This is a genomic window from Spirosoma sp. (genome assembly GCF_026391055.1).
Classification (GTDB): Bacteria; Bacteroidota; Bacteroidia; order Cytophagales; family Spirosomataceae; genus Spirosoma.
Window position 1 is genome coordinate 19,194 of record NZ_JAPLET010000021.1, and the last position, 23,440, is coordinate 42,633.

Sequence of the window (23,440 nt, forward strand, 5' to 3'; positions counted from 1 at the left end):
AGTATCGGGGTAAATTTGCACCCTTCTACTCTTTTCGTATTGCTTTATAACGCATTTACTTGGTGAAATTTTTACTGATTTTTTCGCTGTTCTTTTCACTCATCTATTCTTTACCTGTACTGGCTCAAAAGAAAAATGAGCAGTATCAGTTGCATATTAGCCAGGCAACCTCGTCGGTTATCGTAGATGGTGCGGTTGATGAACCAGCCTGGCAAGCAGCCGAAGTGGCAACCGATTTCTGGATGGTGTTGCCCATGGACACCAGCCGCGCCAAGGTTCGTACGGAGGTCCGTATGACTTACGACGACCACAATATGTATCTGAGCGCCGTATGCTACCACGGTGATGTACCTGGCCCATATATAGTCGAATCACTCCGGCGAGACTGGGCATTCGGGAAAAATGACAACTTCATTTTCTTCATGGACACCTTCGACGACCAGACTAACGGGTTTACGTTTGGTACCAATGCCGCCGGAGCCCAATGGGATGGTTTGTTGTACGAAGGTGGCAAAGCGAACCTGAGCTGGGACAACAAATGGACATCGTCCGTCCGCAATTACCCAGACCGTTACGTTCTGGAGATGGCCATACCGTTTAAAACCATCCGGTACAAACGGGGCATTTCGCGCTGGGGGATTAACTTCAGTCGGCAGGATTTAAAAACCACAGAGAAGTCATCCTGGACACCCATTCAGCGGCAATTTCCGACGGCCTCTCTGGCCTTAACGGGCGTACTGGTCTGGGACCAGCCCCCACCACAGCCCGGCCCGAACATCTCACTCATCCCCTACATGCTGAGCGGTGTCACGCGTGATTATCAGCAAAATATTCCTAACAAAAGTCGCTTCGATGCCGGACTCGACGCTAAGGTGGCCGTTACCTCGTCATTGAATCTTGACCTAACAGTAAATCCCGACTTTTCGCAGGTTGACGTTGACCAACAGGTAACGAACCTCGACCGTTTTGAGTTATTTTTCCCGGAAAGACGACAATTCTTTCTGGAGAACGGCGATCAGTTTACCAATTTTGGCTATGCCACGATTCGACCATTTTTTAGTCGGCGGATTGGTTTGGGTGGAGTACCCATTCGGTTTGGGGCTCGCCTGAGCGGGAAGCTGAATAAAGACTGGCGACTGGGCGTAATGGATATGCAAACGGGACGGGTCGAAGATATGGGGCCTGGTGTAGAGTCGCTTCCGGCACAGAATTTCGCCGTTCTGGCGTTACAACGTAGGGTTTCGGCGCGGTCGAACATTGGCATGATCTTCGTCAATAAAGAATCGCTTTCCTACACCCCAACGTCCGACAAACCGCTTTATACGCGTTACAACCGAAACCTGGGGCTGGAGTACAACCTGGCCTCGGCTAATAATTTCTGGTCGGGCAAGGCGTTGTACGTTAAATCATTTAGTCCTACCCAATCGGGTGAGGATGCCGTTTACGCGGCCAACCTTCAGTATAACACGCGCCGTTGGCTCATTAGTGGTCAACTGGAATCAGTTGGAAAGAATTACACGGCCGAAGCCGGTTATGTGCCCCGTCGGGGGTATGAACGCGCGTTGGCAACCGTTGGTTATACGTTTCTCCCAACGGGCAGCGGAGTGCTCAGCCACGGTCCAACGGCAACATCGACGTATTTTTTTGACCCGGCCGGGCGACAAAGCGATAATGAATCTGTTCTTAGCTATGTTGTCACTTTCCGCAGTAAAAGCGTTTTTACGGGCTGGATCGCCACAGACTATGTACGATTACTACAACCCTTTGACCCAACGAATACGGGTCGGCAAACGCTGGCAACGGGTACTGAACACCGCTGGACGGCCTGGGGAACGGACTTCGACTCTAAACCACAGAGTGTATTCACCTATGGTTTTTCGTCCCGTTACGGCGGCTACTATGACAATGGCACCCGTTTAAACCTGGCAGCCGATATTGGCTACCGTTTTCAGCCTTACGTGAGTTTAGCGGCTAGTGCCAACTACAACGATATTCGGTTGCCCCAACCCTGGGGCCAAACGACGTTCTGGCTTGTAGGCCCGCGTTTCGACGTAACCGTGACCAATACCCTGTATCTGACCACGTTTGTCCAGTACAACGAGCAGCAAAAGAACATGAATGTCAATGCGCGCGTACAATGGCGCTACAAGCCCGCATCCGATTTTTTCTTGGTGTATACGGATAATTATTTACCTAATTCAGCACAGATCGGCCAGGATGTGGCGGGGTTTTTCTCGGTCAAAAACCGCGCGTTGGTATTAAAGTGGACTTACTGGTGGAATATCTGATTTTGTGCCGTAAACAAACGGTGCCAATGTCAGTTGTTTAAGCAATCTACCAGCGGTAGTCATGACTACTACACACTTAAAACCAACGATTATGAAAACGCTTCTGCGCTATTTCCCCACGGCCCTGGTCGCCGTACTCCTGACGCTCACGCTGACCAGTTGCGCAGCTATTGGCGACATATTTAAAACCGGTGTCTGGACAGGCGTTATCCTGGTTGTTGTCGGTATCGGCGTTGTCATCTGGATTGTCTCAAAGCTATTTGGCGGTGGTGGCGGCAACAGCAATGTTTAGCCGGTTAGCATATATAGCCTTACGCACAAAAAAGCCGAATCCATTCAGGATTCGGCTTTTTTGTTATTTATTAAAGCTGGCTTAGGCAACCAGTTCCAGTAAGCCATCACGTTGAAGAACCGCGCGCTGCCGTTCGGCTAAGTCGTCGGATGCGCGCATGAGCGGCAACCGAACCTCGGCCGAAATTATGCCCATAATCTCCAGAATACTTTTTACCCCTACCGGATTGCCTTCCTCGTAGAGGAGCGGGTCGATACGCAGGAAATGGGAAAGTTCTTTACGGGCAAAAGCAAAATCACCCTGTAAAGCAGCATCGATCAGGCCCGTAAATTTAGCCGGGAATGCATTGGCAATCACCGACATTACGCCTACACCACCAATGCTGATGATGGGCACAGCCTGCACATCGTCGCCGGAAATCAAAAGGAAATCCTCGGGTTTATCGCGGGCAATTTCCATGCACTGCTCAATCACACAAGACGCTTCTTTAACACCGATTATGTTGGGATGCTGGGCCAGTTCGCAAATTGTTTCGGCTGACATGTTGATGCCCGTCCGAAACGGAATATTATACAGGATAACCGGAACTGGACTGGCGTCGGCAACGCGGGTAAAATGCTCAATGACGCCCCGCTTGCCGGGCTTATTGTAGTAGGGACAAACCGACAGAATAGCATCGACACCATCAAAATCAATATCCTTCATGCCCGACACGACATCGGCAGTGACGTTACCCCCCACCCCAAAAACGATAGGCAGATTCTTTGGATTGTTTTCCTTAAGGTATTGGAGTAACTGTTTCTTCTCCTGCTTCGTCACCGTTGGCGATTCGCCGGTGGTGCCCTGAAGGACGATATAGCGAACGCCCCCATCGGAGATGTGGCGAACGACACGGCCGAAGCCGTCGAAATCAATTGATTGGTCAGCGGTAAAAGGCGTCACGATAGCAACACCCACGCCGTGAAATTTGGTATCCATTAGGGGAAACAGGAATGTATATTATGACAAAGTTACGGGAATTTATAGAGCCGTCATGCGTTTAGGCTACCATAATGAACGAGAAATCTTGCGGCACGATGTCAGCGGGTGTTTTAACGCATACACCTCATCGTGAATCGCAACCGGTTTACACAACCAGCATCGCCATAAACTCGTCTTCGCCAATCATGGGGACGTTCAGTTTCTTCGCTTTTTCAACCTTGGATGGTCCGGCATTTTCGCCTACGATCAGGTAATTTAGCTTTTTCGAGATTCCACTGAGTAGTTTACCACCATTGGCCTCAATCCGGGACTCCAGTTCCTCACGGCTGAAATTGGCAAAGGTTCCGGTATATAGAAATGTTTTGCCGGTCAGGGTGTCGCCTTCCTGTTCCACTACTTTTTTCTCTCCCGCGAATTGCAACCCTGCCGCCCTCAGTCGTTCCACAAACTCCCGGTTGTCGGCATCACCAAACCAGGCGACGACACTCTCTGCAATACGCGGGCCCGTATCCGGAACGGCCAGCAACTGCTCTTGTGTCGCATTCATAATGGCATCCATCGACCCGAAGTAATCAACCAGCTTCTCGGCGGTGGTATTGCCCACGTAACGGATACCCAACCCAAATAAAACATTGGCAAAAGGCTGCGATTTCGAGCGCTCTATGGCCGTGAGTATGTTCTCAACCGTTTTTTCGCGAAAACTGACGACACGTTTTTTACCGGTCTCCTCCATTAAAAACACCTTTTCAATCCCCAGTAGGTCCGTCGCCTTCAGGTCATACAAATCGGCGGGGGTCTGTACCAGCCCACGGTCGATCAGGAGTTCAATTTTTCCCTCGCCCAGGCTTTCGATATTCATAGCCCGTCGCTGAATGAAATGCTCAAAGCGGGCCTGCCGCTGGGGCGGGCACCCCTGCTCATTGGGGCAGTAAAAGTGTGCTTCCCCTTCTTTTCGGATAAGCGCTGTTCCACAAGCGGGGCAGGTGGTAGGGTAAATAATCGGCTGGCTTTTATCGGTACGCCGGTTCAGGTCGACACCTGTTATTTTCGGGATAATTTCCCCTCCCTTTTCCACAAAAACGGTATCATGCATCATTACGCCTAACCGCTCGATTTCGTTGGCGTTGTGTAGCGAAGCCCGTTTCACAACAGTGCCCGCCAGCAATACGGGAGTCAGCAGGGCAACCGGTGTGACGGCTCCCGTACGGCCCACCTGATACTGAATGCCGTTTAGCTCCGTACTGGCGGCCATTGCCTTGTATTTAAAGGCAATAGCCCAGCGTGGACTTTTGGCGGTGTAGCCCAAATCCCGTTGCTGATCGTATCGATTCACCTTAATCACGATACCATCGGTACCAAGGGGCAGATCGAATCGTTTGGTTTCCCATTCGTTAATGTACGCCATTACCTCCTGAATGTTTGTACACTTCCGCCAGGTTGGCGACACATTGAACCCCCAGTCATTCATGGCCACCAGGCTCTCTTCATGAGTTTGAAAAATATCTGTATCGGATAAAAACGAATACAGATAACAATCGAGCCGACGTTTGGCGACCGCGCCGGAGTCCTGTTGCTTAAACGTTCCGGAGGCTGCATTTCTTGGATTTGCCAGCAGCGGCTCACCAATATCCTCCCGCTCTTTATTAATCCTATCGAATTCAGCTAACGGCAGAAATCCTTCGCCACGTACTTCGAAAAGGGTTGGAAGGGCAGCTACAACTGGGTCAGATTCTGGTTGCGTGTGTGTGGCCTTGTGTCCAGCGCCTATACGCAGAGGGACAGTCCGGATGGTTCGAATATTATTGGTAATATCATCACCCCGGACGCCGTCGCCACGGGTTGCACCCTGTACCAGTACTCCATTTTCGTAAGTTAGGCTAAGGGCTACACCATCAAATTTCAGCTCACAAATGTATTCGTACGTTTGCCCGTTCAGCCCTTTCTGTACGCGTTTGTCGAACTCGATGAGGTCTTCTTCAGAATACGTATTCCCCAGCGAAAGCATCGGGAAGCGGTGATAAACCGTCTTGAATTCCTTGCTGATAGTCCCCCCCACACGAGCCGTTGGCGAGTCGGGCTGCCTAAATTCGGGGTACTGATTTTCCAGAGCCGTTAAGTCGGCAAGTAACTTATCGAAGGTAAAATCGTCTACTTCCGAGATGCTGTTCTGGTAGTATTGAAAATTGTACTGATTCAGTCGGTTCGTTAGGTCAATGATTTGTTCTTCCGGATTCATAATATACTTCTCAATCGTTAGGCAGCCGTTCTCAGCTTTTGTTCACTGGACATCAGTTTAGCCGTTATCCAAAACTTCCTTTGTTCTAAACGGGCAACATCGTTATTGTTTCTTCGTTCATCCAAAAAAAAGTATTTTTACGGGATAAAAAAGTTGTGTGTTTAGAGTGGTCAGTTTTCAGTTAATTGTTTTTTTGATTCAATATACTCAGAAGTGCTGACTATTAGGCCTCAACTATTGCCTTACGTCCATGATAAAGCCTCTTATTGCTCCATCGCTGCTTGCGGCCGACTTTGCTAACTTGCAACGCGATCTTGATTTAATTAACCGGAGTGAGGCTGATTACCTTCATTTTGATGTCATGGATGGCGTCTTTGTGCCAAATATTTCGTTCGGTTTTCCCCTCCTTAAGGCGGTTCATGAACATTGCAAAAAACCGCTGGACGTCCATCTGATGATTACGGACCCCGACCGTTATCTGGAAGCGTTTGCCGAAGGGGGTGCCTCCACTATCCATGCCCATTACGAAGCCTGCCCCCATCTGCACCGGACGCTTTCCCGCATTCGTGAATTGGGTTGCCGGGCGGGGGTTGCCCTGAACCCACACACGCCTGTTTCCGGACTGGTCGACGTGCTTGAGCAAATTGACGTTATCCTGATCATGTCCGTCAATCCCGGTTTTGGGGGGCAGGCATTTATCCCGCACACAATTCAGAAAATTGCGGGACTCAAACAGTTTTTGCAGACAAATCAATGCCCGGCCTTAATTGAGGTTGATGGTGGCGTTAGTCTATCCAATGCTCAGTCCCTGCTCAATGCCGGAGCGGATATGCTGGTAGCGGGTAGCTCCGTCTTTAACGCGCCCGACCCCTTAGTGGCCATTACTCAGTTAAAAAATAGCCATCTACCGTTGATGGCTTAATCTATCCGTAACATATACTTTACCTGATCTGGTCTAATTTTCATGAATAAATCGTACCTGCACGTCCTGTTAAGTGCGTTGCTACTGGCAACGGGCTGTCAACAAACAAAAACGGACCAAAGCGGAACAGTCATTTCCGATACGACAAAACAGTCCGCTCCCCCCTCTCCCGAGTGGGCTAAAAATGCGACGATTTATGAAGTGAATATTCGCCAGTTTTCGCCAGAAGGAAATTTCAAAGCCGTTGAAGAGCAACTGCCACGACTCAAAGAGTTGGGGGTCGATATTGTTTGGTTGATGCCGATTTATCCAATCAGCCAGAAAAATAAGAAGGGAACACTCGGTAGCCCTTATGCCATTGCGGATTACAAAAACGTTAACCCGGCCTATGGTACACTTGCCGACTTCAAATCCCTCGTTAATCGGGCCCACGCCCTGGGTCTGCGAATCGTGCTGGATTGGGTAGCTAATCACACCGGCCGGGACCACGTTTGGGTAAACGAGCACCCGGACTGGTACACCAAGGTGAACGGCAAAATGATAGCACCCATTGACCCTAAAACCGGAAAGCCTACCGACTGGACCGATGTCGTTGATCTGAATTACAATAACCCCGATATGCGCAAAGGCATGATCGATGCCATGCAGTACTGGGTTAAAGAATGCGGCATTGACGGCTACCGCTGCGATGTAGCGGGGTTTGTTCCGAATGATTTCTGGGCTGAACTACGGCCCCAGCTGGATAAAATAAAAACCGTATTCATGCTGGCCGAATGGGAAGATGAGCCAGACCACTTCAAGAGTTGTTTCAACATGAATTACGGCTGGAGTATGCATACCATGATGAAAGCTGTAGCAAAGGGGGCCCGCACCGCCGACAAAATCGACTCCCTGCGCGAAGCCAACCAGAAACGGTTTCCCAAATGGTACTATCAGATGCTGTTCACGCAGAATCATGATGAGAACGCCAATAATGGCACCCTGGCAGAATCATTCGGTCCCGCAGCCGACGCCCTCGTTGTCCTGAGCAGCACGCTGGAAGGCATGCCGCTGATCTACAATGGTATGGAGGCTAACCTAAACAAACGGTTAGCGTTTTTCGAAAAAGATACCATTGTCTGGAATAATTACCCCAAGAGCGATTTTTACAAAACACTGCTCACACTGAAACACCGTAACCGGGCACTCTGGAACGGATTGGATGGCGGCAGAGCGGTTAAAATCCCGACTGATCACGATGATAAAGTATACGCTTTTTACCGGCAACGGGACAACGACCGCGTCACAGTTTTCCTGAACCTGAGCAATGAGCCCCAAACCGCTCGGCTAACAGGCGATGGGTATGCCGGTACCTATACCGATGTGTTCAGTCATCAGCCGGTTGAACTGAAACCTGAAATCACGATTACGCTAAAACCCTGGGAATACCGGGTCATGACAAACTAGCCATCACTGTTTAACCTTCAGAACGATCCTCAGAGGGCTCCGTTCGACAAATACTGCTTTTTTCAATAGGATTTGCTGCCTATATTAGAGCTTATAGAGCGTTTAATCTTATGCTTACGCGACGTATCCTTTTCTTTAGTTGCCTTTTAATCAGTCCATTCAGTGGCCACACTCAGTCGACCGGGACCCGTTCGGCCGAGTCCCAAAAGCGACCAAACAATCTGGCAGACACTCAGCAGCAATCCAATGGCAATGTGCAGTGGGCCAGTCGGGCAATTGGGGTGTCTTCCGAAAAGAAAGGAGAGCCCTACGGCGAACAGTATAAAGCATCTCAGGCCCTGGGTCGCCCCAGCAAATTACCGAATACGGGCGAAAGTCCCTGTGCCTGGGCACCCTTTTATGCCGATGGCACGGCCGATGAGTGGATACAGGTAGGCTTTGCTAAACCCATGCATGCCCGCCAGGTTGTTATTGCCGAGAATGTAAATCCGGGATCGGTGGTGCGTGTCCTGGCCATCGACTCTAAAGGGACCGAGCACCTGATCTACGAAGCAACAACGATTCAGGCACGACCCGACCCGCTGCTTCGCCTGTTCCCGAAAGATACCGCCTTTCTGTGCACTCAGCTAAAAGTCTTTATCAATGGCGCAGCCCTGAAAGGTATTAACCAGATCGATGCGATTGGTATTTCTGAAGATAGCAAACCCGTTTCGGTGAACTTGAGCATTTCGAAAGACATACCGAAAGAAATCAAGAAAGAGAACCTGGGCAAAACGGTGAATTCAGCCGGGCAAGAGGTGGCTCCCGTCATTTCGCCCGATGGCCGAACGCTTTATTTTACCCGCAATTTCAATAAAGCCAATATTGGTGCATCAGACCGGCAGGACGTCTGGTATTCGACCCTGGAGTCGGGTGTTGGCGGAAATCCATCCGGCTGGAGTGAAGCGGTAAATATCGGCTCTCCCATCAACAATACCGGCGACAACGCCATCAGCGGCATGGCTACCGACGGACGGACGGCCTACCTGATCAATGTGTACCGCCCTGATGGGGGTATGTCGTTTGGTATTTCCAAATCCATCCGGACCAAAACGGGCTGGTCGCAACCGGTCGAATGCCGCATTGCCAACAATTATAACCTTCACGAGAAAAATCAGCTCGAGTTCTGTGTCTCGCCCGATGGGCACGCCATTATTCTGGCCGTACAGCGAAAAGATACAAAGGGCGACCGCGACCTGTATATCTCTTTTCAAAAGGCAGACAACAGCTGGCAGGAACCCGTTTCGTTGGGCAACGTCATCAATACCGCGGATTTTGAGAGTTCTCCCTTTCTGGCAGCCGATAGCCGCACGTTATACTTTACGTCGGGGGGGCATCCCGGTTATGGCAATGGGGATATTTTCGTGTCGCGTCGGCTCGATGATTCCTGGAGTAACTGGAGTGAACCCGAAAACCTGGGGCCAGCAATCAATACAAACGAATGGGATGGATATTTTACCATTCCGGCGTCCGGCGATTATGCGTACCTAAGCTCCCGGTCGGGGTCGCTGGGTGAAGATGATATATTCCGGCTGAAGTTATACCCTGCCATTAAGCCTGACCCTGTTGCCATTATCTCCGGGTTAGTACTGGACTCAAAAACGAAGAAGCCCATTGCCTCGGAGATCGTGTCGACCTTGTTTGGAGAACAGAAACCCCTGACCAAAGTTGACTTCAGCCCCGAAACCGGCGAGTTCAAACTTATTCTGCCAACTCAAAAAACGTACGTGCTGACGGCCACTAAAGAAGGGTACTTCCCAACGATAGAAACCCTGGACCTGAGCAAAGACAAGCGTTTCCGCGACATAAAAAAGAACCTTTACCTCGCTAAAATCGAGGCCGGTCAGACAATCACCATGCGCGAGGTCTTGTTCCAGCAGAGCCAGTTTACTCTTTTGCCCGGTGCCGATGCAGAGCTCGACAAGATGGTTGACATGATGGAAACGCATCCAACGATGGAATTGCTCATCGAAGGCCATACTGATAATCAGGGCGACTGGGAGCCAAATATGAAACTGGCCGAAGACCGCGTGCGGGTGGTAAAAGAGTACCTACTGAAGAAGGGGATCAAGCCCGACCGTATCCAGACCAAAGCTTGGGGACCCAGCAAACCGATTGCCAGTAACGAAACCGAAGAGAAACGTAAACTTAACCGAAGAGTAGAATTCACCATCCTTAAATTGTAAAACCGGTGGGTAGTGGCTTACATTTGTCCCCAAATGCCGAATTCTATCACTTCTGACCGCATGATTACCAATAACCGTTCCGGTTTGTTTGCCCAGTTGAGTTCTCCACGCCTGCTCATTTTTTTGATTCTCCTGTTTGCTTTAGGCCTCCGGCTCTATAAATCCAGCGTTCATGGCCTGTATCTCGATGAAAAATTCACATTAATCAATACCTCAGGCATCTCTCTCGAAGGATATAACCAGCACGATGTGTTTTTTACACCGGGCAAGACCTATTTCACCCCCAAAGAATTCTGGAAAGAAAAGCCCCTAAAAGATTATATCAGGGCCATCATCCAAACCGACATTGGGAATAGCCCCTCTCATTACGCGCTGCTTTGGGCCTGGATACAGGTTTTCGGACTTAGTGACCTTTCCATCCGAATGCCGTCCATTTTGTTTAGTACGCTTATTGTAGGACTGGTCTTTTTGCTGGTTCGACGATACCTGCGTTCCGACTCACTGGCGCTGCTATGTGCCTTTCTGACTGCCATTGAACCTTTTTTCATTGCCTACAGCCACATGGCCCGCAATTATTGCATGACCATATTTATCAGTCTGCTGGGCACTTATCTCTTTCTACGGATTCTGGACCGACGGGCTGAAGGCAAGCAACCCGTTGGCCTCTACATTGGATACGGCTTATCTTTCGCGCTGGCTACGCTCGGCCATTACCTGGCCGTAACTATTTTTTTATGCCATGGGCTTTATCTGGTACTGTTCAATCGCGACCTGAAAACATACATTGGCCTGGGGCTTAGTACCATCGGAGGAGCCGTTAGCCTGATTATTCCCTGGTTCGTGTTTGGCGGGGGGAAGTACACCTTTCAAACCTTAGCGTATCAGGCCAAACTGTATGGCGGGCTAGCCCTGACGAACCCGTACAATAATGGGTTTGGCATCATTCTGCCCGCTACGGTGGGCAATGTGGTGAAGAAATCAATTCCTGTTCTGGCCGATTTGTTTATGTTCTCCAACGGTCTTTCAACAGATACACTCGCTTTCCGGAATCTGGTTATTGCCTTCGCATTGGGCTGTGTGGCGGTGGTGATCATCCACCGGTTTGGCCGGGGGCGCTCCGTACCTGTATGGGTTGGCATTCTGACACCACTGTTGCTGGTGGTCGGATTTGCCTTATATTCCGTACAATCGCCCCGGCTGATTGTGGCTGCCGCTGTTCCTCTATTTTATTACCTGCTGAGTCAGGCATTCATTGGGTACACAAATCGACCTGAGCGCCGGTTTCTGTTTCTGCTGGTGCTGATGAGCACAATACCCACCCTGTTTTTGATTGCCATCGCCTTTCGGAACGGGCATACGTATGGTATTACTCAACGGTATTCCGGCTTTTCCTTCCCCTATGCGCTCATTCTGGTGGGCCTGACCGTTCGGCAGGTGTTCCGCCAGCCGACTTACCTTCGGCTGACACTGGCAGCAGTTCTGCTCTTGCAGGGTTATTACATAGCCGATTTGCTGTACCGCATTTACGAGGATCAGGCGCCAAAATACACGTACTACGGCCACTACCGCATCGAAAACCCGTATGTCACAGCCGCTAACCGCATAAAGAGTATGTATACGCCGGGCGACACCGTTTTATATCCGTCTCCCCGAACAGCGCCACGCGACGAAGTAGAGAATACATATACAACGCATTCAATCATCGACGCACAGTACACAAACCTGTATCTGCCCAAAGACGCTACGTATTACCAGCGTATGGATACCACCCAGACCGACCGTATCATTCTGGTAAAAGGGAAGACAAAACAACGCGTGACAATTTTCGATTTTGAAGGCACCAAATACCGGTACTAATAGTGATCACACAACAGCCCATAACGGATAAATCACGACAACCCGAATTGCCACAGCCAGTGCTGCGCTGGCTGCCGGGTATTTCGTGGGTATTGCTGGGGCTACCAATCCTGTTTTTTGCCTTCGTCTGGCAGTATTATGCCATAGCTATTCCTAAATGGGACGACCACGCCCTGCGGGCTTTTTTGTATTACTCCGATCAGGAATCGACCGTTTCGGGTAAAATCTACCAGCTTTTCCGGCAACATAACGAACACCGGATTGTGTATGACCGGCTCATCACGAGACTCGATTACACGCTGTTTGGGAAGCTCAACTTTGTCCACCTCATGCTGGTTGGCAACCTGAGTCTGGTTGGTTTGCTACTGGTGTTCACCGCTGCACTGCGCCGGTCGATGCCTGGTTCACTAACCGCATTTTATGCCCTCCCGGTTGCCCTATTGCTTTTCAACCTTTCGCAGTGGGAGAATATGTATTGGGGGATGGCCGCTCTGCAAAACTTCTCCGTTGTGTTATGGGTACTGGCGGCTTTCTATTTTTTGAGTTACACCCCTTTATGGGGGCTGGCGCTGGTATCGGCAACACTGGCAACGCTAACCAGCGGTAATGGTCTCATGGTATGGCCAATCGGATTTGTTATTCTCGCACTGCGTTTACCGACTTACGCGCCTACAACCAGTCGACAACTTTACCGACCTCTGCTCGGCTGGCTGACTGGGGCTGTACTCGTAATCGGCCTTTATTTCACCGGCTTCGAAAAACCGGATGGCATTGCTTATGTAAAACCAGGGTTCACCGATCTGTTAAAAGGCTGGTTTGCCGTTTTGGGAGCAGCCGCCGAAGCCCTCCCGGCTCGCGCTCCGCTTCGTACATGCCTTTTGCTGGGCGCTATCCTGTTTGCGGCCATCGTTTGTGTGATCGTCCAGACGCTCTGGACCAACCGAGTTCTTATCGGTAAGTTATTCAACGCGCTGGCAACGCGTAACACAAACGCACTGAAAACGAAAAAAGTAATGGCTTCCGGTACACTCTTCTTCTGGAGTAGTGCCGCTTTCATTTTGGGAACAACGCTCGTTGTCGCCTGGGCTCGGACGGGCTTTGGGGTCGATTTACTCATTACGAGCCGGTACAAAATGTACTCTCTTACGGGTTTATCATTGATGTATTTTTACATGGTGGCGAATCTGCCAGGGCGTCTGGCCCGGTGGTGGATGATGGGAAGTGTGCTTGGCAGTTGCGTATTTGCAGGTCTGACATATTATGCGTTTCTGGACGAAACCATCTGGTGGCGGCATTGGCTGACAACCAATCAGTTCAACTGGACGTTTACAACCAACCGGCCCGTTATTTCCTCCGATTCTGTATCAAAGAAGTATACGCCCCCCTCTCCAGCCTTCTATGACGCGGCATTACCGGTGTTATTCGGCCCCGCCCAACAACCGGTTATCGACTTAAAACTGACCCAAATCAACGGTGGCTTCTCGATTGAAAACGCAACCTTTCCTTTCCAGGGTTTGCGTGATGAAGGGGCTTATGTGGTCGCCCGGTCGGCAAAACGGATGTATTTGTTTCCGGTCTGGCAAAACCAGCAGTCTGTTCTGACGGCACGATTCAAACCGGCCAGCGTATTCACGAATGGATTTAGAGCAACCCTTCTCGATTTGGAGCTGGAAGCAGGCAGTTATCGACTGTTTGTGTTGAAGGTGACGAGTCCAACTACCTTTAGTTTGTATCCTACCAATCAGCAACTAATTTCAAAAGGCCCACCGGCTACCGTAAGTACCAAAAACTGGTAGCTTCCAGAGTGGTTCGTTCGAGTTGATTTTTGGTTTAATTCAACACACACTTGATTCATCAGCAGCACCCTTCGTCCAATTTGTCTAACCAATCGTCTATACCAGCCTCTGTCCCTGCCCGTTCAACGCTGAATCACCTTCGGCAGCTGGACGGCATCCGGTTCATTGCGGTTGGCATGGTTCTGTTCGACCACTGGATGGTTGGCCGGGCCGATGGGCTGGCATTGGGGGCATTGGGCGTTACGATCTTTTTTGTACTAAGCGGTTTTCTGATAACCCGTATCCTGCTGTCGAGTAAAGACAAGCTAAGCAACCAGCCAAACGGAGGGTTGGGCAAGTACCTCAAGACGTTTTATATACGCCGTACCCTGCGTATTTTCCCAATTTATTACCTGACGCTTTTTGTTCTATACCTGATCAACGAACCACCCGTCCGCCGAACTTTTGGGTGGCTGGCTCTTTATGCATCCAACATATACATAGCCCGTTATGCTACCTGGATGGGCACCGTCGATCACTTGTGGTCACTGGCCGTTGAGGAGCAGGTGTATCTTATTTTCCCTTTACTCCTCTTTATCATGCCGCGCCGGTGGGTTCCGCTCACCTCCGTGCTTATGATCATTGGCAGCGTTGGGTTGCGGTATATTCTGTTTCATAAGCAGTTGCCCTGGTTTATCGGGTACGTGTCCATGCCCACATGCCTGGATGCGTTTGGTCTGGGTATGCTGATGGCCTTTACCTGGCTGTATCGACGTGAGTGGTTTACCCGCTTGTTTCAATCGTCGACCTGGGTTGTTGTCAGCCTGCTGGCGTTTCTGGGGGCGGTATGGCTCACAAACTGGCTGGCCCAGACACCATCAATTGGGTATCATAACGAGGTGGCCGATGTGTGGGAACGGCTGATCGGCTCCCTGTTTGGCTTTTTTCTCATTGGCCGGGCAGTTGTTGGATTCAGGGGGCCAATGAAATGGGTGCTCGAAAATCCGGTCAGTCAATACATGGGCCGCATCAGTTACGGACTATACCTTTTTCATAATTTCGTCTTTAACTTTTTTCACACGCAACCAACTCATTTTACGGTTCGAGCCTGGAAACGCCTTTCCGAAATGATGCCTTTCCTGACAAGTTCCTATTTTTTCCAATTTTCATTTTATCTTGCATTAACTGTCGCATTGGCAACAATTTCCTGGTTTTTGATTGAAAAACCGATTAATAATCTGAAAGATCGCTTTTCGTATTAATCCCTTAACTCCTTGTACCCTACTCCCGGAATGATTGTCAATCAGCCACTCGCTAAGGTCAGGTTAGTTTACACATTTCACCGATAACAATTTCCTATATTTGCGAATCCTCTTAATCAAAAACATAGTTACCACTATTATCGTCTCTGAATATCGGCTGCATCGAATACTATCCCACTCAATCAAGATGCCGATTTCAATGTCTGTTAATGAGTTTTCACTAATTAGCCAAGTATGAGTCTCCTGCTGTCAATTGTAATGCCGGCTTACAACGAAGAAGAAGTGATCGAAACTGTTGTTAAGCAGTGGACTGATTTGTTGACCCGCCAGTTTCCTACCGAAAATACGCGTCTGATAGTTGTTAATGATGGCTCCCGCGATAAAACGGGCGCTATACTGGATCAAATTAAAGACCTCTACCCAAAACTGCTGGTTGTGCATCAACCAAACGGTGGGCATGGTAACGCCGTTGTGAACGGGTATCGGCAGGCGGTAGCCCTTGACTCAGAGTATATATTTCAAACGGATAGCGACGACCAGTTCATTGCCGACGATTTTGAAAAGCTTTGGGAGAAGCGCAGCAAATCGCCGTTTATTCTGGGCTACCGGGAAGAGCGTTATGACGCCCCGGCCCGCCTACTCATCACCCGCATTCTACGCTGGAGCATTGCCTTTATTTATGGCACATACATTATGGACAGTAATATTCCGTTCCGGCTCATCCGGGGCACATTCCTGCGGAAGTTACTGGCTCAATTGCCCGATCCAACTCCGTTTGCACCTAATATATTTTTGGCCGTCATGGCAAAAAAGGCCGGATACAATACTTTCGATATTCCAATTACCCACAAAGAGCGGGTTACAGGTACGGTTTCAATCCTGAAATGGAAGCTACTGAAAGTATGTATTCAAAGCTTTAAAGAACTGGCTCAATTCCGTTTTGAATTAGGCGGTAAAGTGAAAGCTCTGAAGAAACCGGAACCGGTAATAGCCTAAAAATGTAGGGTATACGTCAGTAAGTGGTCCGTTAATACATGATAAGTGGCTGACGCGAAAGCAATACTCGTGCATCAGCCACTTATCATATATTGACGCACCGATTCACTATCAATTATGAAACGAAGTCTCTGGATTGCTCTTGGTGCAGTGGGGCTGCTGATTGGTGGCTGGCTGGGTTACCGACAGTTTTTTCCAGCGAGTCGTACGGTTGGATCGCTGGTGCCGCCGGGAGCGTTGCTGGTGCTGGCAAGTGATCGTCTTCAGGATACCGTATCAGCGCGCACGCTGCGTACCCAGATGTCGCTTCGGCAGGTACCATTTTTTGATGAGGCTCGCCAGAAACTCGACCGGTTCCTGTACGCAACGGCCGATACAGCGACCGTTCTGAAATTTGTGTCGGGCCGGAATATCCGATACTCCCTCCACTCGATTTCAAAAACGACGCTCGACTTTATTTTCTATATTCCTATCAGTTCGGCTGATCAGGATTTTCTAAATCGGGTAACCAACCCTGACCCACGCCGGTACCGTGTCTTGAACCACACATTTGCCGGTGAAAAAATCCTTGACCTGGTCGCCAGAGGAAATGAACCGGTTGGCTCATTCATTTTGACCGATAACTTTTTAGTAGGCAGTGTATCGGGCATTCTGATTGAGAATGTTGCCAAACGAATGCATCAGCCCCTGAGGTTTGTATCTGACGAACCCGATTTTCGTTTGGACGACGATCATCTGGCGGGTTTGTCAGTTCGACCGGAAGTACTCCAATCGCTTTTCAGCAATGCGGCCTCACTAGTAAAACTTTTTCTGCCGGAAGAGTTGAACCTTCAATTTCGGCAATCGGCTTCCCGCTCGCATTTAATTGGGTATGCCGTCGACCAAATTGGAAATCGACGGGATGTGGCGGCTTTATTTGCCGGTCAGGCTCCCCGTCGTATTCAGCATGCCTATCTGATTCCTCAATCGACATCGACACTATACCACATTGGCATCAGTGATGCAGGGCAGTTTGGTCAGTCTCTCAGCAAGCTGCTAAGTTCGGCATCCGGTGACTTCCTCCGCGAGCGGTTCCGGCAGATACAAGTCGACACAAAACCGTTGTATGAGTCGCTGGGCAGCGATATTTTGCTGTGTCGACTCGAATCCAGGACGGGGGCTCCACGGCAGGTTTTGGTACTGACGGCCCAAAATGGTAAACAACTTGCCAACATGTACCAGCAGGTTGCGTACCGATCAGGAGCTAAGGCTGCGTCGTTACCAAAAAGTTACCTCGGCCATAAGATACTGCTCCTCAAAGTCTCTGAGCTGCCGGCATCCCTTTTCAGCAGTCTATTTTCGGGGTTTCCGCAAAGCTGGATCACCCAGCATGGTTCGTCGCTGGTTATTGCCAACAGTGAGGATGCCATGCTGGATTACTTACAGCAGATTCAGCGCGGTGCCGTCTGGTCGACCGACGCACGCCAGGCCGAGTTATTGAATGAAACCCTTCGACCGGCCAATTTTACGGCCTTTGCCCGACTAAATCGAGGACAAATGAGCGTTCTCAACACCTGGCCACTGGGTTGGCAAAACTTACTCGACAAAGTTGACCCTGCCACCGGAACATCGGCTTTGGCTAATCTGGAAAATATGGCTTATCAGGCTAGCTATGGCAACGAGAATATCCAATCGACTGTAATATTGGGCCGTACCACCCGCCGGGCTAGCCGGGCCGTACTTAATAAACTTCTGCTTCAAAAGAAAACCGAATTTAATGCTCCCCTCGTTTCGGCCCCGATCGTAACGGGCTCGCTGAGCGACAGTTCTGCCCAGTTTTACGCCCAGAATAATGCTGGGCAGTTTGTACTGGTAACTCCGGAAGGCGACAAACTGGTGCAGAATAACATTGACGGTCCCATTCGCAGCAATGCCCTTGGCGTTGATTTCCTGAACAACGGGCGACTACAGTACCTGTTCATGACCGACCGAACCCTGTACATTGCCGATCCGGTTCGTATCCGAAAAGAGGTTGCCCTTCAATCCATTCCTCTCCCGGCGGGCATCGACGCATCCTTTCTGGCTCGCCCTCGGGGAAGTCAACAGCGCAACCTGGTTGCACTGGCTGCGCATCAGGATGGCCATATTTATGCCCTCGACCGACAGCGCCGAACGTTTATCCGGCTTTTAACGGCCTCGCACAAGGGAGCTTTGCAGTTGCCTTTTCAGGTTATGACTACCCCAACGGGTATGGATATTCTGGCGATCCAGGCCGACGGTACCCTGAACCACTGGCGCGAAAACGGCACCCAGTATCCGCATTTCCCAACCCATGTAGAACGAACCAATGAAGAAGAGCCAGAAATACGTTTCATAGGTCCCGCTTTGTTACCTCCCGACCAAACCCAGATCCGAACCATTACCGATGAAGGGCAGCTCCTTACGCTGACCAGAAACGGCCTGATTGCCAAACGTATTCAGTTATACCGCCCGGTACGGAATGGTAAATTCCGGCTGTTTCCCGATGAGGATCAGACGAACTGGTTGCTGCTACGAACGACCGATACAGAAATAGCGGTATTGGACCAGCAGGGTAAACGCCGGTTCGACGTACGGGCCTTACAATCGGGGCGCAACAATGTTCGTTACCATCGACTCGGATCAGGAATTGAGTTGATTAGTGTTAAATCGGGCGGCTTCACCATGCTCTACGACCTCAATGGCCGTATTCTGAACGACCGCCCTATTCCAAGTGATTTCCCGGTTGCCGTTCAGTTCGACGACCGAACAAATGAGCTATATATTTTAAGTGGAGCCCAGCAGGCTGTACAGTTATTCAGCATTCGACTTCGGTAAGGGATTGCCTGTCCTCTGCCCAACGCCCTGTGATCTATGCGTTTTCTTCGGTATATAATTATTCTTTTTGCGCTCCTCCTGTGGAGTGGAGGCCTGTCGAGCACAGTTTCTCACTGGCTTTATCAGGTTGGTATCATTGCCGACGACTATCGGTTTGGCGATCTATATCGCCTTTCCGCGCTGCCTCAATTTAAAGAACCAAAGCCTGTTTGCTCACCGTCAAACCGGTCGACCGACACGGCATCCACGCACCTATATTTGATTGGGGATAGCTTTTCGGAACCCGAACGGCTCAGTCAGGACGATTTCCGGGTTAGCCGTTATCAGCGGGTGCCCTGGGACTTCCGGCAACGGGCCCAACTCGATCCGACCAAACGGAATGTCTTATTAATTGAATCCATCGAACGGCACGTTCGGGAGCATTTCGCCGGAGACGTACAGGAGCTTGTCGTTGAGAAAGATACCGCTCAACATCCCAGCCTGCGCCCGTCTTTCTGGCAACGTTTAAGCAACGAATTTCACCGGAGCGACATGGAGGAACGGCTCGAATCGACCCTGTTCAGCCGCGATTGGGCCTTTTGGTTTAAAGAACTAAAAGCCAGCCTGACGCTAAATTGGTTCGACCGGGCAAGTAGCAGCGTGAGCCTGTCTGAAGACAGAAAACATGTATTTCTACGCAGTGACACCGATACCGGCAAACCATTAAATTCATCGTTTTCGAGCCTGACCGATGCTGAGGTAAACACGCTTGTCGACAGTATAAATTCGGTCGCCAGTCGATACAAACAGCTTGGTTTCGATGCGGTTTATTTGTCGATCATCCCCAACAAAGCCAGTATTCTGGAGCCTGAGCGAGCGGCTTATAATCACCTCATCGAACGAATTCAGGCAAATCCAGCTTTACAGGTGCCGTTTATTGATACCTACGAAGCGTATAAAAATAGTCCTGTACCGCCTTATCTGAAAAGTGATACGCACTGGAGTTGTGAAGGCCGCGCCCTCTGGCTTGACCTTGTGCGGCAGAAAGCGCAGATTTAAGTAAACGGTATGCTTTTGCTCAGCGGATCGGCCTAGTCTGTAACTATGCCCCACCACCCATGCTTATTGGTAGTGATTTACAGGTAAAAGCCAAACACCGTTTCTCAAAGAAACGGCGTTTGGCTGACTGTCCACTGCGTACCATTTACACTTCACTGTAGGCTAGCCGCTTACTCGATTTGGGTGTTTGAGACCGATAAAATAATCGGTAAATGATGGGGAAGATAAGCAGGGTTAACACCGTTGCGGTTATCAATCCGCCGATGACAACAATAGCCAGTGGCTTTTGTGTTTCGGAGCCAATTCCGGTGGAGATGGCGGCCGGAAAAAGACCGATAGCTGCCATCAGGGCGGTCATGACTACTGGACGGATTCGCGATTGAACCCCCGTTCGAATGGCCTCATCGAGCGGCATTCGTTCTTTTCGATTATTGTTAAATACCGACACCAGGATTACGCCATTCTGGATACAGATGCCGAACAGGGCAATGAAGCCAACCCCCGCCGAAATTCCGAAATTCATACCCGTGGCATGCAGGGCCAGAATGCCGCCAATGAGCGCAAAGGGCACATTCAACAGAACTAATCCAGCATCTTTGGCATTTCCAAAGGTGATGAACAGGATTACAAAAATAGCCGCCAGACTAACCGGTACAACCTGTCCGAGCCGCCCTGTAGCCCGGACCTGGTTCTCAAACTCCCCTACCCAATCTACTGAATAGCTTTTCTCCGGACGAAGTTTTTCCTGTACCCGCTGTTGCGCTTCGGCAATGGTACTGCCCAAATCGCGCCCACGCACGGAAAACTTCACACCAATAAACCGTTTGTTGAGATCACGGTAGATGAACGCTGGACCCGTAATTTGTTTGATGGTCGCAATTTCTTTCAACGGTATTTTGCCACCACTCATCGTGGGTACCATTAGTTGCATGATGTCCTCTTCGCTTTTTCGATACTCGGGTTGAAAGCGCACCCGAATGTCAAACTTCCGTTCTCCTTCGTACAAAATAGAAGCGGTTTTACCCCCGATAGCCATTTCGATTACCGCCTGGGCATCGGCCGTCGATACGCCGTAAAGCGCCATCTTATGATCGTGGAACATCACACTCATTTCGGGCTGTCCCACGTTGCGAATAATTCCCAGGTCTTTGATCCCTTCCACGTTCCGGATGGCTTCCATAGCCTGGTTGGCGTACTTCTCCAGCTCGTACACATCCGGACCAAAAATCTTGATCCCGTTACTCGCTTTATAACCCGCTACAGCCTCGGCCACATTGTCGATAATCGGTTGCGAGTAATTGTAGAGCACACCGGCATAATTTTTCAATTTGGCGTCCATCTCGTCGGTAAGCTGCTCGTCGGTTAATCGGCGTCCGAGCCGTCGTTCGGGCCACTCCCCTTTCTGTTTTAGATCGACCTGAAACTGGCAGAAATAAAAGCCGTTAGGGTCCGTACCGTCGTTGGAACGGCCCACCTGCGAAAGCACCTGTTTCACCTCGGGAAAGGTATTCAGGTCTTCCCGAATGGTTTTGGCCATATCCACACTTTCGGGCAGCGACATACTCATGGGTAATTCTGCCGTTACCCAGAGCGCTCCCTCGTTGAGCTGGGGCAGAAACTCGGTACCCAGCATACTGGACGAAAAAAAAGTAGCAATCATAAAGCTGATGGCGCCAACCAGACTCAGCCGACGGTTGCGATAGCACCAGCCAAAACCGGCCATAACAATACGGTCGAAGAAGTTGACAATGGGGTTCTTTTTTTCCCGAACGTTTTTCTTCAGCAGCATCGAGCACAGTACCGGCACCAGCGTCAGGGTAAACAATAGCGCACCCAGCAGCGCAAAGCCGAGCGTCCACGCCAGGGGCGAAAACATTTTTCCCTCCACTTTCTCGAAGGAGAAAATAGGCAGTAAGGCCGTTATGATAATCAGTTTCGAGAAGAAGACCGCTTTACCCAACTCTCCGCCCGTTTTTCGAATCAGACCCAGCTTAGCCATGCGGTTATACCGGTTCATACCCACCCGGTGCGCCAGGTGGTCGAGCGTGACGAATATCCCCTCGACCATGACGACGGCGCCGTCAATGATAATTCCGAAATCAACCGCCCCCATAGACAGCAGGTTGGCCGACATGCCCCGCAGCCGTAAACACATGAATGCAAACAGGAGGGCTAACGGAATAATGATGGATACGATCAGGGTCGTGCGCCAATCGGCCATGAACAGGAAAACAATAACCGTTACGAGGACAATACCCTCTGTAAGGTTATGCAGCACCGTTTGGGTACAAAACTCAATGAGGTTATCGCGGTCATAGAACGTCACCATCTTTACATCAGACGGCAGTACACGCGTGTTCAATTCCTCTATTTTGTCTTTTACCCGAGTCAGTACCTCACTGGGGTTTTCGCCTTTCCGCATCACGATGATGCCTTCAACTACATCGTCGTTCGTATCCAAACCCACCTGCCCCACACGGGGCAGATTCGATTCGGCCACTTCGGCCACATTCTTTACCAGCACCGGGTTACCACCGGCTTCTTCGATCAAAATGTTCTCAATGTCCTGAATGGACGTCAGGAGTCCAACACCCCGGACAACATACGCCTGCCCATTCCGCTCGATGACATCGCCCCCCACATTGATATTACTTCGGGTGACGGCCTGATAGACATCCAGTGGAGTAATGTCGTATTTGGCAAGTTGAGTGGGGTTGACGCGCAGTTCGTACATTTTCTCGCGTCCGCCAAAGGCAACGATATCCGCAACACCCGGTACACTGCGCATCTGCCGGTCAACGACCCAGTTTTGCAGGGTAAGCAGATCGCGGCTGTCGCGGTCTTTGCTTTCCAGCGTGTACCGGAAAATTTCGCCCGTTGGCCCGTAGGGCGGCTGTACCTCCGGCTCTACCCCTTCCGGCAGGGATACATTGCGCAGTAGATTGTTGACCTGCTGACGGGCGAAAAAGTCCTCGACATCATCATCGAAAATAATCTTCATCACCGATAACCCAAACATGGTCGTTGACCGGACATTACTCTTTCGCTGCACCGAGTTCATGGCCACCTCAATGGGTACGGTCACAAATCGCTCTACCTCTTCAGCTGAGCGCCCATTCCATTCGGTAACCACAATAATTTGCGTGTTTGTTACGTCCGGGAAAGCCTCAAGGGGTGTTTTTAAGTAACTGACGATGCCGGCAATAACCAGCCCCGCTGTCATGAAAAAGATAAAGAAGCGGTTCTTCAGTGAAAAACCGACTACATTACTGATGAATTTATTCATG

General features: G+C 50.2%; 14 protein-coding genes. 11 read left to right on the forward strand and 3 right to left on the reverse strand.

Translation table 11 applies throughout. The annotated features are described in order from the left end of the window. Positions 1–62: 62 nt before the first annotated feature. On the forward strand, positions 63–2,288 hold the full coding sequence (locus tag NT073_RS14685) for a DUF5916 domain-containing protein (protein WP_297374838.1): 2,226 nt from the start codon (positions 63–65) through the stop codon (positions 2,286–2,288). 91 nt (positions 2,289–2,379) lie between these two features. Further along, on the forward strand, positions 2,380–2,580 hold the full coding sequence (locus tag NT073_RS14690) for a hypothetical protein (protein WP_297374841.1): 201 nt from the start codon (positions 2,380–2,382) through the stop codon (positions 2,578–2,580). An 81-nt stretch (positions 2,581–2,661) separates the two neighbouring features. Here NT073_RS14690 and dapA read toward each other — a convergent pair whose 3' ends face one another. Together dapA and ligA are read right to left on the reverse strand one after the other, a co-directional pair. Further along, positions 2,662–3,558 carry a 4-hydroxy-tetrahydrodipicolinate synthase gene (gene dapA, locus NT073_RS14695; RefSeq protein WP_297374843.1) on the reverse strand — a complete coding sequence of 299 codons (897 nt, stop codon included), beginning with the start codon at positions 3,556–3,558 and terminating at the stop codon, positions 2,662–2,664. A 148-nt stretch (positions 3,559–3,706) separates the two neighbouring features. Continuing rightward, on the reverse strand, positions 3,707–5,797 hold the full coding sequence (ligA, locus tag NT073_RS14700; protein ID WP_297374846.1) for an NAD-dependent DNA ligase LigA: 2,091 nt from the start codon (positions 5,795–5,797) through the stop codon (positions 3,707–3,709). Between the two features lie 250 nt (positions 5,798–6,047). Here ligA and rpe point away from each other — a divergent pair, with 250 nt between their 5' ends. From rpe to NT073_RS14745, 9 genes are all read left to right on the forward strand, one after another. Further along, positions 6,048–6,719 (forward strand): ribulose-phosphate 3-epimerase, encoded by a 672-nt coding sequence (gene rpe, locus NT073_RS14705; RefSeq protein ID WP_297374849.1) that lies wholly within the window; start codon positions 6,048–6,050, stop codon positions 6,717–6,719. Between the two features lie 42 nt (positions 6,720–6,761). After that, complete coding sequence (locus tag NT073_RS14710) at positions 6,762–8,165, forward strand: alpha-amylase family glycosyl hydrolase (protein WP_297374852.1); 1,404 nt, start codon at positions 6,762–6,764, stop codon at positions 8,163–8,165. Positions 8,166–8,275: 110 nt separating this feature from the next. Beyond that, positions 8,276–10,390 carry an OmpA family protein gene (locus tag NT073_RS14715; protein ID WP_297374855.1) on the forward strand — a complete coding sequence of 705 codons (2,115 nt, stop codon included), beginning with the start codon at positions 8,276–8,278 and terminating at the stop codon, positions 10,388–10,390. A gap of 60 nt (positions 10,391–10,450) precedes the next feature. Further along, a complete protein-coding gene (locus tag NT073_RS14720) occupies positions 10,451–12,247 on the forward strand; it encodes a glycosyltransferase family 39 protein (RefSeq protein ID WP_297374858.1) in 1,797 nt (598 codons plus the stop codon). Positions 12,248–12,249: 2 nt separating this feature from the next. After that, a complete protein-coding gene (locus NT073_RS14725; RefSeq protein WP_297374862.1) occupies positions 12,250–14,043 on the forward strand; it encodes a hypothetical protein in 1,794 nt (597 codons plus the stop codon). 80 nt (positions 14,044–14,123) lie between these two features. Beyond that, the gene (locus tag NT073_RS14730) at positions 14,124–15,284 is read left to right on the forward strand and encodes an acyltransferase (RefSeq protein WP_297375060.1); all 1,161 of its coding nucleotides are present in this window, start codon (positions 14,124–14,126) and stop codon (positions 15,282–15,284) included. Between the two features lie 234 nt (positions 15,285–15,518). Then, complete coding sequence (locus NT073_RS14735) at positions 15,519–16,280, forward strand: glycosyltransferase family 2 protein (RefSeq protein ID WP_012927099.1); 762 nt, start codon at positions 15,519–15,521, stop codon at positions 16,278–16,280. A gap of 117 nt (positions 16,281–16,397) precedes the next feature. After that, the gene (locus NT073_RS14740) at positions 16,398–19,115 is read left to right on the forward strand and encodes a hypothetical protein (protein ID WP_297374866.1); all 2,718 of its coding nucleotides are present in this window, start codon (positions 16,398–16,400) and stop codon (positions 19,113–19,115) included. Between the two features lie 36 nt (positions 19,116–19,151). Next, positions 19,152–20,153, forward strand: a complete 1,002-nt coding sequence (locus NT073_RS14745; RefSeq protein ID WP_297374867.1) for a hypothetical protein — start codon at positions 19,152–19,154, stop codon at positions 20,151–20,153. A 145-nt stretch (positions 20,154–20,298) separates the two neighbouring features. Here the strand turns inward: NT073_RS14745 and NT073_RS14750 are convergent, their stop codons facing one another. Next, entirely contained in the window at positions 20,299–23,439 is a 3,141-nt protein-coding gene (locus tag NT073_RS14750) for a CusA/CzcA family heavy metal efflux RND transporter (protein ID WP_297374869.1), read from the reverse strand. Position 23,440 lies beyond the last annotated feature (1 nt).

Bases quoted from the DNA above. Each gene is read 5' to 3' on its own strand.
- NT073_RS14710 (WP_297374852.1), top strand. From the start codon at position 6,762: ATGAATAAATCGTACCTGCACGTCCTGTTAAGTGCGTTGCTACTGGCA.
- NT073_RS14690 (WP_297374841.1), top strand. From the start codon at position 2,380: ATGAAAACGCTTCTGCGCTATTTCCCCACGGCCCTGGTCGCCGTACTC.
- dapA (WP_297374843.1), bottom strand. From the start codon at position 3,558: ATGGATACCAAATTTCACGGCGTGGGTGTTGCTATCGTGACGCCTTTT.
- NT073_RS14735 (WP_012927099.1), top strand. From the start codon at position 15,519: ATGAGTCTCCTGCTGTCAATTGTAATGCCGGCTTACAACGAAGAAGAA.
- NT073_RS14740 (WP_297374866.1), top strand. From the start codon at position 16,398: ATGAAACGAAGTCTCTGGATTGCTCTTGGTGCAGTGGGGCTGCTGATT.
- NT073_RS14715 (WP_297374855.1), top strand. From the start codon at position 8,276: ATGCTTACGCGACGTATCCTTTTCTTTAGTTGCCTTTTAATCAGTCCA.
- NT073_RS14750 (WP_297374869.1), bottom strand. From the start codon at position 23,439: ATGAATAAATTCATCAGTAATGTAGTCGGTTTTTCACTGAAGAACCGC.
- ligA (WP_297374846.1), bottom strand. From the start codon at position 5,797: ATGAATCCGGAAGAACAAATCATTGACCTAACGAACCGACTGAATCAG.
- NT073_RS14745 (WP_297374867.1), top strand. From the start codon at position 19,152: ATGCGTTTTCTTCGGTATATAATTATTCTTTTTGCGCTCCTCCTGTGG.
- rpe (WP_297374849.1), top strand. From the start codon at position 6,048: ATGATAAAGCCTCTTATTGCTCCATCGCTGCTTGCGGCCGACTTTGCT.
- NT073_RS14720 (WP_297374858.1), top strand. From the start codon at position 10,451: ATGATTACCAATAACCGTTCCGGTTTGTTTGCCCAGTTGAGTTCTCCA.